The following is a 14,473-nucleotide window of genomic DNA, read 5'->3' as shown; positions in this document are numbered from 1 at the left end:
TTATATAGGAGATTGTATGTTATTGATACTATTTATTTTTTAATTTTTCTACAGCAGTTTGTATACGGTAACAAGCAGTTTTTATTTCTTTCATACTGTTTGCAAAAGACATACGGATATAACCGGCACCGTTGGAACCAAATACAGTTCCAGGGACAAGTGCTACATGTGCCGTATGAAGAAAATAACTTGCTGCTTCTTCAGAAGTCATTCCAAGTTTTTTTATATTTAAAAATAAATAAAAAGCACCTTGTGGATTGGTACAACTGATTCCTTCTATTTTATTTAAGTTTTGTACAAGATAGTCTTTTCGCTGTTGGTATGCAGCTACCATTTTTTCAACCTCGTCATGTTCTTCTGTCAGTGCGGTTATGGCAGCATCTTGTACAAATGTAGTGGCACAAGAATTCATATGACCATGCAACTTATTAATGTCCGGCATAATTTCTTTAGGTCCGGCAATGTAACCAAGACGCCATCCGGTCATAGAATATGCTTTTGAAAAACCGTTGAGTGTTAAGGTACGTTCTTTCATATGAGGAAAAGAAGCAATACTATAATGCGTTGCCTTATCAAACAAAATACGTTCATAAATCTCATCAGTAATAACTATTAAATTGTATTGTATTGCAAGTTGTGCTATATGTTGTAAGGAATCATAAGTAAGTATGCTTCCTAATGGATTATTAGGTGAAATAATAACAATAGCTTTTGTTTTTTTAGTGATTTTATTTTCTATTTCAGTTATATCCGGCTGATAGTTGTTTATTTCCAGTAAGGAATAATCTATGGTTTTTGCTCCTAATAAATGAGGAATATTTAAATATGGAGGATATACAGGATTTGGAATAAGAACTTCATCTTCCTTATCAAGTAGTGCAGCATATACAGTAAAAATGCCAGCAGATAAGCCAATGGTAACAACAATTTCATCTGTAGAATAAATAAGATGATTTTCCTTCTCTAATTTTTTTGAGATAGCTTTTCTTAAATCTAATAGACCGGCACCGACTGTATAAAATACATGTCCGTCTTTTATACTTTGAATACATGATTTTTTTATATATTCTGGTGTATCAAAATCAGGCATACCTATTTCCATATGGATAATGTGCTGGCCCTGTGATTCTAATTCTTTTGCCTCCGCTTGTACTTTTCGGATTCCTGATATGGGGAATGCTTTCATTCTTTTAGCTAATTTTTCTTTTAACACATATATACCTCCTTTTTATAAAAAAAACAAAGAAATTGTTATAGAATATCTCTCTTTGTTCATAGTTAAAATATATTATTTTATATAAAACAGTATCATGTTAAAGGATATTAGTCAATAAAAACAGTATGTATTGTATAAAAAATGTTAAAGTTGGTGATTAAAAACAGTAGAAATTAAAATCAAGTATTATATTTTTTATTGAAGGAGGAGTTGCAGGAAGAAGGAAAAAAAGATACTATACTATTAATAAACTATTTATATATCGAATAAGGATGTGATTTATAGTGGAATACTCCCTAGGTGAAGAAATATTGGTTATCTTATTGCTTATTGTTGCCAATGGGGTTTTTGCTATGTCAGAAATGGCTATCGTAAGTTGTCGTAAAACAAGGTTGGAATCTATGGCTGATGAAGGCAGCGGAAGCGCTGCTGTTGTATTGAAATTAAGAGAAAATCCTAATAAAATGTTTTCGACGATTCAATTTGGAATAACGCTTATTAGTCTTTTAACAGGGGTATATGGCGGAACGGCTATGGCTGGTCCTTTATCTCATTATGTAGAAAAAATTACTTTTTTACAAGGGCATGCATATACGATAAGTATGATTATTATTGTAACTGGCATCACATATTTTACTTTGGTTATAGGTGAATTGGTTCCAAAAAGGATTGCTATAGATAATCCAGAGCGTATCGCTTGTATTATTGCTCGTCCTATGTTGTTTTTTTCACGTGTATGTACACCTATTGTTTGGTTTTTATCTGCTTCTACCTCTTTTGTTACTGCTTTTTTGGGAACTAAAAAAGTTAAAGATATACCTGTTACAGAAGATGAGATAAAACTTCTTTTAGAACAAGGAGCAGAATTGGGAGCTTTTGAAAAAGAAGAACCGGAACTTGTTGACCGAGTATTTAGATTAGCGGATATGGATGCTAGTGATATTATGACTAACCGTACACAAGTTGATTGGATTGATATAGAAGATACTGAACAGGTAATTATGAAAGAACTTTTGGATGCTAATCATTTTCGGTTGCCTGTAGGCAGAGGTTCTCTAGATGAATTTCTTGGCTTCGTATCTATTAATGACATGTTTATTACGTATTATGATACGACAAAAGAAAAAAAAATAATACACATACATGCATTATTAGAAAAATGTGTTCATCGACCTATGTTTATTCCTGAATCTATGGATATAATGAAAGTTGTTCATTCATTTAAAGAACAGGGGGTACATGAAGCTGCCGTTCTTGATGAATATGGTAATTTTAGTGGCATATTAACTCTTCATGATGTATTGGAAGAACTTGTTGGCATTATGCCAGCAGGTGAGGAAGAAAAAAGAGAAGAACAAAATCGCATTATTCAGAGAGGACCTAATGAATGGCTGATGGAAGGATTACTTACAGTAGAAGAATTTAAGGATTTTTTTGATATTGATGAAAAATTACCAGAAGAAGATGAAGATCTTTATAAGACTTTGGCTGGATTGGTTACATATGGAATGGGGCGGATACCGAAAGAAACAGATATCTATATTTGGAAAGAGTTTACTTTTGAAGTTATGGATATGGATAATCTTCGGGTTGATAAATTATTAGTTACAAGAAAAGAAAAAGAAGAAGAATAAGAAAAAAAATTTCTCTGGGGACAATCCCAAATTTTGTGTAAACCTTCGTGTGGTGTAAAATAAAATTACATCATACGGAGGTTTTTATTATGGTAAAAAGAAAACGCAGTCTAGAAGAAAGGGAACGTCGTGCCAAAATTCGTGAATTGTTGCAAATGAGCAACATCACCAGCATGGATGATATCCAAAATTTATTCAAAGATACGATTGCTGAATTTATGGAAAACGGATTGGATGCTGAACTGGATGATGAATTAGGGTACAGCAAATATGACTACAAGAACAAGGATACAAGCAACAGTCGCAATGGGCATAGTCCTAAGACACTGCGTACCAGTTTCGGGAATGTGGACATTGCGGTTCCTCGAGACCGCAACGGAGATTTTGATCCGGTGATCCTGAAAAAGAATCAAACCAGTATCAGCCACGACGTAGAAGAAAAGATTATATCGATGTATGCTAAGGGCATGACGACTCGTGATATGGAAACACCTATTCAGAATATTTATGGATTAGAGGTATCGGATACCACCATCAGCCGTATTACGGATAAAATACTTCCCGTTGCCAAAGAATGGCAACAACGGCCATTGGAACCGCTGTATGCCGTTGTATTTTTGGATGCGATTCATTACCCTGTCCGCAGTGAAGGACAAATCATCAAGAAAGCAGTGTATATTGCCATTGGCATCAATCTAGAAGGCCGAAAAGAGGTACTTGGCATGTGGGTGGGTGAAAATGAGAGTGCCAAATTCTGGGCGACCATTCTCAATGGCATCAAACATCGTGGGGTAGACGATATTTTGATTGCGTGTACCGACAACCTGACGGGATTTTCCCAAGCCATCGAAGCCGTTTATCCACAAACAGAAATCCAGAATTGTATTATCCATCAAATTCGGAATTCGACAAAATATGTATCGTACAAAGACATCAAAGCGTTGATGCACGATTTAAAAGCCATTTATGCCGCAGTGGATGAACCGGCAGCGTTAGAAGCGCTGGAGCATTTTTCCGAAACTTGGGATGCTAAATATCCATCCATTACGTTATCTTGGAGGTCAAACTGGGCAAATTTAAGTCCTTATTTTAAGTATCCAGAAGAATTACGCCGACTGATTTATACTACCAATGCCATCGAAGGATTTAACCGGCAGCTGCGAAAAGTAACAAAAGCAAAGTCTGTATTCCCAACAGATGACAGTTTGCTCAAAAGGCTGTATTTAGCCATGATGGATATTACTAAAAAATGGACAGGCCGACGGCCTGATTGGAGCAAGATTCATGCACAACTCGCGGTGTATTTTGCAGATCGGATGCCGAATTGATTGACAGGGGCATGCCCTTGTTGTTATATTGAAAACGAGCCAACGATATAACCGCTGACTCGTACGTTCTTATTATTTTGCACCACTATATGGAGTTTACACAGAATTTGGCGCGCTCTCTTTCTCTGCGGTGTTTTTTACACCGCAGAGAAATTTTTTTCATTTATTCTGATTTAGTAGAACGTAAAAATAATTTTTCTAATTGTCTTCTAGGATCAGTATGATTGTAAATAATTTCATATACGGTCTTGCTGATAGGAAGTTCTACATGATATGTTTCAGAAAGATCCATTAATGCTTGAACAGTATATACCCCTTCAGCTAGTTTATGAAAAGGTTTTCCAAGAATTAAATCTTCACCAAAACGGCGATTATTACTATGTTCAGAAAATAAAGTTGCTTCGTAATCTCCTAGATGACTAAGTCCATAAACAGTCATAGGATTTCCTCCCATTGCTTCAATGAGACAGGATAACTCATGAGTTCCCCGAGCCATAAGAGCTCCTTTTAAACTACTATATCCAATACCATCTAGCATACCGGCAGCTAAACCAATTACATTTTTGGCTGCTGCACCGATTTCAATGCCTAATAAATCTTTTCCATAATAAAAACGAATAAGAGGACTGGAAAAGGCATGTATAAGATATTTTGTAAGAGTAGTATCAAGAGAAGACATAATCATACAATTTGGCATGCCAAATAAAAAATCCTGTACATGTCCTGGGCCAACCCAGACAGCAATGGGAGAGTTCATACCGATTTCTTCACTTAGGACCGTTGTAAGTCTTTTGCCGCTGCCGATTTCCAATCCTTTCATGCAGAGAACAAAAGGTACGGTTGACGTTATATTCGTAGAAGAAATCTGTTTTCCCAAAATTCTTAATTGTTGAGAATTAATAGAAATGACACAAATATCTGCTTCTTTTAAAGCTGTTTTTAAATTATGAGTTAAATGAATATCTGAAGAAAGTGTTAGATATTCATTTTTTCTTGTTTTTTCAAGTTCTTGATAATGGGGAGAATTTTCACGTCCCCAAATTAGTACATCGTGACCGATATGATGTGCATACCAGGCAATAAAGGTACCCCAACGACCACACCCTAATACTGAGATTTTCATAAAAAAAAACTCCTTAATGAAATATAATGATAATAAATGCATATATAGAAGAGTAAGAAAAATTTCAGTGAAAAAGATTTCCTTACTAAAATTTTTTAGATTAATAGAGAATTAACTCATTAATGTCTTTAGCAGTAATCCCATTCATATATTTTCCTATATCAAGCAGTGATAACGTTTCAAACAGATGTTGATCAAGGGGGAGTTCTTGCATAGCTTCTTCTAATTCTGAAAGATCTTCGTTTCCAAAAAAATCACCAAAAAATCGGATCGTTTTGATACGTGCTTTTTCAGATTGAATATAAACACTAACTAATCCTGCAGAAAATTTTTTTTCTTTTTTCATATTATATGAAGGAGACGTTCCATAATTCCATTCCCATGTGATATATTTTTTATTTCTTAATTCTTGTATTTCGTATAATTGCTTTTCTGTAAAAAGTAATGAATGCATAATATTTGCTGCAAAAACTTCACTTTTTAGCAAGTTTTTAAAATTGTCCATTGTAATAGGAGTCGTTGTATTGGCATTGATGCAAGTAACGCGGCTGTGTACAGATTTAATTCCTCTTGATTCATATTTTGCAGGTTTGACACGAAGAGCATCGGCTACATTCGTCAGATTGGAATCTAGCATAATACAGCCATGATGAAGTAATCGTCCTTTTTTTGCATATTGGGAATTACCAGAAAATTTCATACCTTCAATGGTCAGATCATTACGACCAGAAAATTCTGCTTGAATTCCTATTTTTTTCAAAGCATTAATAACCGGAATGACAAATACTTTAAAATTAAAATCCGGTGCTTGGTTTTGGTCTACAATAAACGTGAAATTAAGATTTCCTTTATCATGATATACGGCACCGCCACCGGAGAGACGACGGGCAACATGAATATTATGAGCATCAACAAAAGCTTGGTTTACTTCTTCTGCGGTGTTTTGATGTTTGCCTATGACAATGGTATTGTCATTTTGCCAAAGAATAAAATATTGTTTGTTTTTATCCATTTTTTCAAAAACATATTCTTCCATGGCTAAATTAAAATATGGATCTGTACTGGGTGATTCAATGAAATTCATATAATTAATACCCGCCTTTCTCTATATTCTGCATAAATTACAATTTTGATTATAGCATGTTAATTAAAAAAATAAAATAAATTTAGATGCTTTTTGATTTATGGTATATGGAATTGAGCAATATATTATGAAACCGTATATAGGCCGGTGTCCTCTTATTATACAAACTTCTATATGGGATGTTTTTTATGTAATAAGTAAAATTGTAATAAATATTTTCAATCTAATGGAATAAGTATGGTTATATTTTCGAAACTTATTTTATACGAGAAAATAACCTTTCGTAAAGGAGTATCTGCTCTAATAACAACGGTAGGAGTATTTTTATTGTAGGATTAGGGCAAGTTAATTAGGTTCTTTCATTCTTATTTCTGTTTTTATAAAAAAATACGTTTTAAGCGGATTAGGCTTAAAACGATTTTTTTATTTTAAATGCTCTATAACTGCATCCCTATATTGTTCAGTGGAAGCATTTCCACCTAAGTCAGGTGTTATGTATTGTTTTTCGGAGAGTACTTCGTCTACAGCCATACGAATATGAGCGGCGATATTATTTTTGCCGATATGTTCTAAAAGCATACAGGAAGACCAAAGAAGTGCTGTAGGATTAGCAATATGTTTTCCTGCAATATCAGGAGCGCTGCCATGAACGGCTTCAAACATGGCGTATCCAGTTCCAAGATTACTGGAGGGAAGCAATCCAAGACCACCAATGAGCCCGCTTGTAAGATCGGAGACAATATCACCGTATAAATTAGGCATTACCATGACATCAAACGATTCAGGATGCATTACTAATTGCATACATACGTTATCAACAATTTTATCATCACTTTCAATTTGAGGATATAAGGCAGCCATTTTTTTAAATATAGATAAAAACATGCCATCACTTAATTTAAGAATATTTGCCTTATGTACACAAGTGACTTTATGACGGTCATGGGATAAGGCATATTCAAAAGCATCACGAATAATACGTTCACTTGCCTTACGGGTGATAATTTTAATGGCGTGGACGGTATTTTCATCAATTTGCTTTTCTATGCCGACGTAAAGGTCTTCCGTATTTTCTCGAAAGGTAACAATATCTACATTAGGAAAAGGAGTGGATACAGCGGCATTTGCTTTAGCCGGACGGATATTTGCATAGAGATCATATTTATTGCGCAGCGTAACATTAAGAGAACGAAATCCTTTACCGATAGGAGTGGTGATAGGTGATTTTAAAAGAACTTTATTTTTTTCAAATGAAGTAAATGCCGCTTCTGGAATAAGAGCACCATTTTTTTCATATTCTGCGGCTCCAACATTAAATATTTCATATGTTATACCTGAATGAGCAGCATCTAATATTGTTAGGACAGCATCCGTGATTTCAGGACCTATGCCATCTCCTTTAAATACAGTAATTGTTGTCATAGTTATCGTTCCTCCATAGGAATATAATCCATTAAATCTCCCACATATTTTGTAGCAGGCCGTACGATACGATCATCATAGAGTTTATTTTCAATATTATGAGCCAGCCAGCCTACGAGACGGCTGATTACAAAAAGTGGTGTAAATAGATCACGCGGAATACCCAGCATAGCATACGCAAGACCACTATAATAATCTACATTGCTGCACATATTAGCACCTTTTTCCTCTGAAAGGATTTGGACGGCTATTTTTTCGAAACGTTGATAGAAGTGAAAAATATCTTCCATTTTTTTTTCTTTAGCTACGGTTCCGCAAAAGTGACGAAGAATCTCTGCACGTGGATCGGATAAAGTATATACGGCATGGCCGAATCCATAGACAAGGCCGCTATGATTCTGAAAATCTTTATTCAAAATACGATGAATAACATCGGTAATCTGAGAATCCGTAGCTTTTGTTCCTATCGTATCAATAACTCTTTCCATCATTTCAGATACTTTAACATTAGCGCCGCCATGACGTGGTCCTTTTAGAGCGCCGATAGAACTAGCCATGGTAGAATATAAGTCGGTATCAGTGGATGCTACAACAACATTGGTAAACGTTGAATTTGTACCACCGCCGTGATCGGCATGAAGAAATAACATTACATCGAGAAGACGGGATTCTTTAGCGGTGAATTTACTATCTGGACGAAGCATATAGAGAATGTTTTCTGCTGTAGAATAGTCTTTACGCGGATAATGGATAATCAGACTTTGTCGATTATAATAATGAATTTTCGACATATAAGCATAACAAGCAATAGACGGAAGTTTGCTCATAATATTAAGACCCTTGCGAAGTGTTTGATAAACATCTGTATTATCGGGATCCGGATCATAATTATATAATGTCAACAGTGCATGCTGCAGCTTGTTCATAAGATTTTTTCCGGGATTATGAAGTAAATTAGCTTCTAAAAAATCATCGGGAAGATCATATCCTTCTTGTAAAACAGTACAAAAGTGTTTCAATTCATTCTTTGTTGGCAAATAACCGAAAAGAAGCAAAAAGGATGCTTCCTCATATAAATATCCGTGATCGCGGTCATTTTTAACCAATTCACGGATATCAATGCCACGGTAATATAGTATACCGTCTATATCTACTTTGTGCCCATCTTCTGCACGTTGATATCCGACAACATCGGCAACACGCGTCAAACCGACTAATACGCCGGTATGATCTTCGTTGCGCAGTCCCCGTTTTACGCCATATTTTTTATACCATTGTGAAGGAATATTGGTATAATTTTGAGATTTGCCGTAAAACTGCGCTAAATAGATGTTTTTATCCATTGTACAGATGCCCCTCTCTTGTTATGTAATAAAAAAAATGAAATAGTTTTAATATTCGTGAAAATTCATAAATACTCAATTTAAAAATGTCTTTTCAGAGAAGATTAAAATGTGATGAATATAAGATATTATAGCATAATTTAGGTAAATGTAAAGAAAAATGAAAAAATAAAATCAGAAAATAGGTACAGAAACAGCCAAGTATAATTATGTTGTAATATGAACTTTATTACAATAAATTTCATATTATGAAAATGAATTACTGAAATTCGTAATTAGAAATAGATAATGCTGTTTAACAGTAGGAATATAGAGTATAAAGGACTGTTTTTCTTGCATAACTAAGATGGATTTGATAGACTTTATGGTAAGATATAAATTTATATTAAAGTGATTGATTACTATTTTATAGAGGATATATCAGCTTTTCAGTCTTATGTATATAACGTAATAAATAAATTTTAGTAGGGGGGATATACATGGTGAATTTGTATGAAGGCGGCGCGTATCTGATTAACGGGATTAAAATGATATCAGAGAGGGATACAACTAAGATACAGTCTCTTACAGGAAGAACGGTATCCAAGGAAAAAGCAAAAAAAGGTACAATCACATATTCTTTATTACAAGCGCATAATACATCAGATACTATAGATACGTTGAAAATAAAATTTGATGCAATGGCTTCTCATGACATAACTTTTGTGGGTATTATACAAACAGCAAGAGCTTCAGGGATGGAAAAGTTCCCATTGCCGTATGTATTGACGAATTGCCATAATTCGTTGTGTGCTGTTGGCGGAACTATTAATGAAGATGATCATGTATTTGGTTTATCTGCTGCTAAAAAATATGGCGGTATTTATGTTCCGCCTCATATGGCTGTTATTCATCAGTATATGCGTGAAACGATGGCTGGCTGTGGAAAAATGATCCTTGGTTCTGATAGTCATACACGGTATGGAGCACTCGGTACGATGGCTATGGGGGAAGGCGGCGGTGAGTTAGTAAAACAGCTTCTTGGTGATACGTATGATATTACCTATCCGGAAGTTGTTGCTGTTTATCTTACGGGAAAACCTAATCCTGGCGTGGGTCCTCAGGATATAGCGATTGCTATTATTGGAGCTGTATTTAAAAATGGATATGTAAAAAATAAAGTCATGGAATTTGTAGGTCCTGGAATAGCATCAATGACGACCGATTATCGTAATGGTATTGATGTTATGACAACAGAAACGACATGTCTTTCTTCTATTTGGTGTACGGATACTGATACAAAACAATTTCTTGCAAAGCACGGACGGGTGTCTGATTATCAAGAATTAACACCATCTGAAATAGCGTATTACGATGGGGTTATAGCCATAGATCTTTCTACGATTAAACCAATGATCGCTATGCCGATGCACCCCAGTAATTCTTTTGAAATAGATGAACTTAATGCAAATCTTGAGGATATCATGTATGAAACAGAAAAAAATATTAAATCTCGTTTTTCTAATGCAGATATTCATTTCAGTTTAATGGATAAGATTATTGAAGGTAAACTTCATGTACAACAGGGAATTATTGCTGGTTGTGCCGGCGGTTGTTATACAAATATCATGGAAGCGGCTCATATTCTTAAAAATGCAAATTGTGGAAATGACGTATTTACACTGGACGTATATCCATCGTCGCAGCCTCTTTTTATGGATTTGGTAAAAAAAGGAGCTATTTCTAAACTTATGGCTTCTGGTGCTATTGTTAAAACGGCATTTTGCGGTCCCTGTTTTGGAGCAGGAGATACTCCTGCAAACAATGCATTTAGCATACGCCATACAACCCGAAACTTCCCAAATCGAGAAGGGTCTAAACCTGGATCAGGTCAATTTTCTGCAGTTGCTCTTATGGATGCGCGTTCGATTGCAGCTACAGCAGCTAATGGAGGAGTTCTTACCGCAGCGACTGCATATGCAGACGAGTATAGTGTACCGGAATATGATTTTGATGATAGTTCCTATAAGATTCGTGTATATCAAGGATTTGGCAATGCACAACCACATAGTGAATTGATTTACGGTCCTAATATTAAAGATTGGCCTGAACAGATTCCTTTATCTGATAACATACTTCTCAAGGTTTGCTCAAAAATTATGGATTCTGTTACAACGACAGATGAATTAATTCCTTCTGGAGAAACATCATCGTATCGTTCTAATCCATTAGGTTTGGCAGAATTCACATTATCTCGCCGTGATCCGGATTATGTAAATAAAGCAAAAAAAATTGGTTTTGTGGAAAAAGAACGAAGAGACGGAAAAAATATTTTTGCTGCTGATGTTGACTTACAAAGAATATATACTAAACTTAAAGAAACGTTTGATACTATAGATATTGCTTCCATAGAAATAGGAAGCGTAATTTATTGTGTAAAACCGGGAGATGGCTCTGCTCGGGAACAAGCTGCCAGTTGTCAACGCGTATTAGGAGGCCTCGCTAATATTTGTGAGGAATATGCTACCAAACGATATCGTTCTAATGTGATTAACTGGGGAATGCTTCCTTTTCAGATGAAAGAAAGTCCTTCTTTTGAAGTGGGAGACTATATTTATATTCCGCATATCCGAAAAGCCTTAAATGGTGATATGAAAAGTATTAAAGCGTATAGTATAGGAGATAAAATCAAGGAAATATCATTATATATTACGGAAATGACAGCTGAGGAAAAGAAAATTGTAAAAGCAGGTTGTTTAATTAATTATAATCGGAATAGATAATGTAATATAAAAAATACCGCACTCTTATGTACTGATCCCCATAAGCTAGATTTCTAGGTCTAATTTTATGGGAACACTACAATCTTGAGTGCGGTATTTTTTATATAAAGTATAAGAATAATTCTTACTATTTTTTACATGAATATCCTAGTATATAGCAGTATAATTCCTATTGTTATGTTTCCTATAATTTTTGTTATAATATATATATAATATACATAAAATAGTAGAGGATTGTGCGTTATGAACAGAAAAGCAATATATATTGGCAGTATTATAGTTATAATACTGATACTATTAGGTTTTTGGGGATATTATACAAAACATAATACTATCATTGATTTTAATAAAACAGAAGCCATTCCAGAGTATCAAGTAAAAAATAAAGAAGTACCTTTACGAATTGCGATGGTTTCTGTTTTAAGTCATGCTGATACAGCTAAATATCAAAATCAGTTAGCAGATAGTATTGGTAGATTGCTTAATCGTCCGGTACTGGTACTGCGCCGCAAAAGTTATGCTGAAATTAATCAATTATTAAACAAAGGGGATGCAGATATTGGTTTATTATCAACGGGAGCCTATTGTGTATATGGCAAGAAAGAAGAATTGACACTGTTAGCGATGCAGCAAAGAAATAATTTACCATATTACTACAGTTATATTATTGTTCCAGCTGATAGTACGGATTATACTTTTGAAGATCTGCGGGGAAAAAATTTTGCTTATGTCGATCCGTTGAGTTATTCGGGATTTTTTTCAGTGCAGGCTCGATTGCAAAAAATAGGTATAACACAGGATGTATTTTTCAATTCTTATTCTTTTACCTATAGTCATGATGCATCTATTCGTGCAGTAGCTAAAAAATTTGTTGCAGGGGCAGCTATTGATAGTCTTGCTTATGATTATTTGTTGAAATATCGTCCTCAAATTGCCAGCAAGATACGTATTATTGAAATTCTTCCACCTAGGGGAACGGGACCTATTGTTGCTCGTAAAGGTTTGATCGACGAAAAAAAAATACAGCAGGTTTTGCTGCATATACACGAGGATAAAACTGCAAAAGATGCGTTGGATCATCTTTTGATCGATAAGTTTATTTTACCAGAACCGTCTCTTTATCCTACCATAGATTGGTATGAGAAGGAGGTGGGATAAATGGGATGGTTTGCCAAATTAAATATTGCTAGTAAATTAAGTGTGATGGTAGCAAGTGTTATTTTTGTTTTTAGTCTTTTATCGGGTTTTATTTTATGGAGTTCTTTGTCAGAAGTTATGCGTCAAGATTTAGAAGCTCGCGGAAAATCTATTGCTATGGAAATATCTCAGCTTAGCAGTGAGCCTATACAAATGGGTAATTTATATGCTTTGGAAGAATTAATTTATATGGCGAAAAATAATAATGAATTTGTGGAATATATATTTATTGTAGATCCTAATCAGAAAATTATGGCGCATACTTTTCGAAATGGTATTCCTGAAAAACTTTTTCCGATACATACGTATATTCAAAAAAACAGCACAGAAAATGATATTTTAGAGTTTGAAAGTAATATAGGACAAATTGATGACATCATTTGTCCTATTGAAGATGGTTCGTTAGGATATATAAGATTGGGTGTTAATGAAAAAGCGCTGATTATGATGTTGGCTAAGAATTTCTTTAAACTTGTATGTATTACGTTAGCCGTTGGATTATTGGGTGCTTGGTTTGTTTATAAGCTAGCTCATATTTTTACCCGTCCATTGGAAAAATTGATTCACCGGGCAGAAACTATTTCTGCAGGTGGATTTCCGAGTCATCCGTTAACGGTGCGTTCAGGAGATGAATTCGGACGATTGACGATGGCTATGAATAATATGGCAGGGTCATTACAAGCGGGGGAAATAGAACGTAAAAAATTATTAGGACATTTATTAAATGTTCAGGAAAATGAACGGAAACGAATTTCCATGGAAATTCACGATGAAAGCGGGCAAGCTTTAACTGCGCTGATTCTATCTATTCGGGCTTTGGCAAATCAAGTAGATGATCAAGAGCAGAAGGAATATATATTGGCTGTCCGAGATGAAACCTATCATATTTTACAAAAACTTCGGCACTTAGCCGTTGAACTTCGACCGCCGGCATTGGATGAATTAGGCATTGAAGCAGCTGTTCGAAATTTAATTTCCGGGTATCAAAAATTTAATAATTTAACAGTAACTTTTATTTGTCATTTGCAACAGCAGCCGGACGATATGACTAGCTTGGCCTTGTATAGGATTATTCAGGAATGCTTGACAAATATTATCAAACATTCTCATGCTACAAAAGCATCGGTTTATCTGGAAGGAACACAATGGATACAGTTAATTGTCAAAGATAATGGTATTGGTGTTACAGAAGAAATTATTAAAAAAGCACGGCAGACAAATCATTTAGGAATTTATGGCATGCAGGAACGTATACAGATATTGGGAGGAACGATGCAAATTACATCAGAAAAACCCGAATGGATGACAGTATATCGTATTCAATTAAAAGCTGTAACGAAAGGCAGGGATATGGATGTTTAACG

General features: G+C 34.8%; 10 protein-coding genes. 5 read left to right on the top strand and 5 right to left on the bottom strand.

Translation table 11 applies throughout. The annotated features are described in order from the left end of the window. Window positions 1-28: 28 nt before the first annotated feature. Window positions 29-1,213: a pyridoxal phosphate-dependent aminotransferase gene (locus NXG62_RS09590; RefSeq protein WP_427112194.1), complete on the bottom strand. Its 1,185-nt coding sequence runs from the start codon at window positions 1,211-1,213 to the stop codon at window positions 29-31. A gap of 287 nt (window positions 1,214-1,500) precedes the next feature. Between NXG62_RS09590 and NXG62_RS09585 the strand changes: the two genes are divergently transcribed. Together NXG62_RS09585 and NXG62_RS09580 are read left to right on the top strand one after the other, a co-directional pair. Further along, window positions 1,501-2,850 carry a hemolysin family protein gene (locus tag NXG62_RS09585; RefSeq protein ID WP_427112193.1) on the top strand — a complete coding sequence of 450 codons (1,350 nt, stop codon included), beginning with the start codon at window positions 1,501-1,503 and terminating at the stop codon, window positions 2,848-2,850. A gap of 89 nt (window positions 2,851-2,939) precedes the next feature. Continuing rightward, on the top strand, window positions 2,940-4,178 hold the full coding sequence (locus tag NXG62_RS09580) for an IS256 family transposase (protein WP_427112192.1): 1,239 nt from the start codon (window positions 2,940-2,942) through the stop codon (window positions 4,176-4,178). Between the two features lie 163 nt (window positions 4,179-4,341). Here the strand turns inward: NXG62_RS09580 and NXG62_RS09575 are convergent, their stop codons facing one another. The 4 genes from NXG62_RS09575 to NXG62_RS09560 form a co-directional block, all read right to left on the bottom strand. Further along, window positions 4,342-5,301 carry an NAD(P)H-dependent glycerol-3-phosphate dehydrogenase gene (locus tag NXG62_RS09575; RefSeq protein ID WP_427112191.1) on the bottom strand — a complete coding sequence of 320 codons (960 nt, stop codon included), beginning with the start codon at window positions 5,299-5,301 and terminating at the stop codon, window positions 4,342-4,344. Between the two features lie 100 nt (window positions 5,302-5,401). After that, window positions 5,402-6,385 (bottom strand): lipoate--protein ligase, encoded by a 984-nt coding sequence (locus tag NXG62_RS09570; RefSeq protein ID WP_427112189.1) that lies wholly within the window; start codon window positions 6,383-6,385, stop codon window positions 5,402-5,404. A 423-nt stretch (window positions 6,386-6,808) separates the two neighbouring features. After that, entirely contained in the window at window positions 6,809-7,807 is a 999-nt protein-coding gene (locus NXG62_RS09565) for an isocitrate/isopropylmalate family dehydrogenase (RefSeq protein WP_322351514.1), read from the bottom strand. A gap of 2 nt (window positions 7,808-7,809) precedes the next feature. Further along, window positions 7,810-9,150: a citrate synthase gene (locus NXG62_RS09560; RefSeq protein ID WP_322351513.1), complete on the bottom strand. Its 1,341-nt coding sequence runs from the start codon at window positions 9,148-9,150 to the stop codon at window positions 7,810-7,812. 479 nt (window positions 9,151-9,629) lie between these two features. Between NXG62_RS09560 and NXG62_RS09555 the strand changes: the two genes are divergently transcribed. The 3 genes from NXG62_RS09555 to NXG62_RS09545 all read left to right on the top strand — a co-directional run bounded on the left by NXG62_RS09555 (window position 9,630) and on the right by NXG62_RS09545 (window position 14,471). Continuing rightward, window positions 9,630-11,912, top strand: a complete 2,283-nt coding sequence (locus NXG62_RS09555; RefSeq protein WP_427112188.1) for a hydratase — start codon at window positions 9,630-9,632, stop codon at window positions 11,910-11,912. Between the two features lie 243 nt (window positions 11,913-12,155). Next, window positions 12,156-13,070 carry a PhnD/SsuA/transferrin family substrate-binding protein gene (locus tag NXG62_RS09550; RefSeq protein ID WP_322351588.1) on the top strand — a complete coding sequence of 305 codons (915 nt, stop codon included), beginning with the start codon at window positions 12,156-12,158 and terminating at the stop codon, window positions 13,068-13,070. Then, on the top strand, window positions 13,071-14,471 hold the full coding sequence (locus NXG62_RS09545) for an ATP-binding protein (RefSeq protein ID WP_427112187.1): 1,401 nt from the start codon (window positions 13,071-13,073) through the stop codon (window positions 14,469-14,471). It abuts the gene before it with no gap. Window positions 14,472-14,473: the final 2 nt, after the last annotated feature.

Origin of the sequence: Megasphaera sueciensis, from assembly GCF_050219315.1 — a bacterium.
Classification (GTDB): Bacteria; Bacillota; Negativicutes; order Veillonellales; family Megasphaeraceae; genus Megasphaera_A; species Megasphaera_A sueciensis.
This window is presented reverse-complemented; position numbering and strand designations above follow the sequence as displayed.

Excerpts from the sequence above, each read along its gene's own strand:
- NXG62_RS09545 (WP_427112187.1), top strand. The coding sequence starts at position 13,071 with ATGGGATGGTTTGCCAAATTAAATATTGCTAGTAAATTAAGTGTGATG.
- NXG62_RS09565 (WP_322351514.1), bottom strand. The coding sequence starts at position 7,807 with ATGACAACAATTACTGTATTTAAAGGAGATGGCATAGGTCCTGAAATC.
- NXG62_RS09570 (WP_427112189.1), bottom strand. The coding sequence starts at position 6,385 with ATGAATTTCATTGAATCACCCAGTACAGATCCATATTTTAATTTAGCC.
- NXG62_RS09575 (WP_427112191.1), bottom strand. The coding sequence starts at position 5,301 with ATGAAAATCTCAGTATTAGGGTGTGGTCGTTGGGGTACCTTTATTGCC.
- NXG62_RS09555 (WP_427112188.1), top strand. The coding sequence starts at position 9,630 with ATGGTGAATTTGTATGAAGGCGGCGCGTATCTGATTAACGGGATTAAA.
- NXG62_RS09560 (WP_322351513.1), bottom strand. The coding sequence starts at position 9,150 with ATGGATAAAAACATCTATTTAGCGCAGTTTTACGGCAAATCTCAAAAT.
- NXG62_RS09580 (WP_427112192.1), top strand. The coding sequence starts at position 2,940 with ATGGTAAAAAGAAAACGCAGTCTAGAAGAAAGGGAACGTCGTGCCAAA.
- NXG62_RS09550 (WP_322351588.1), top strand. The coding sequence starts at position 12,156 with ATGAACAGAAAAGCAATATATATTGGCAGTATTATAGTTATAATACTG.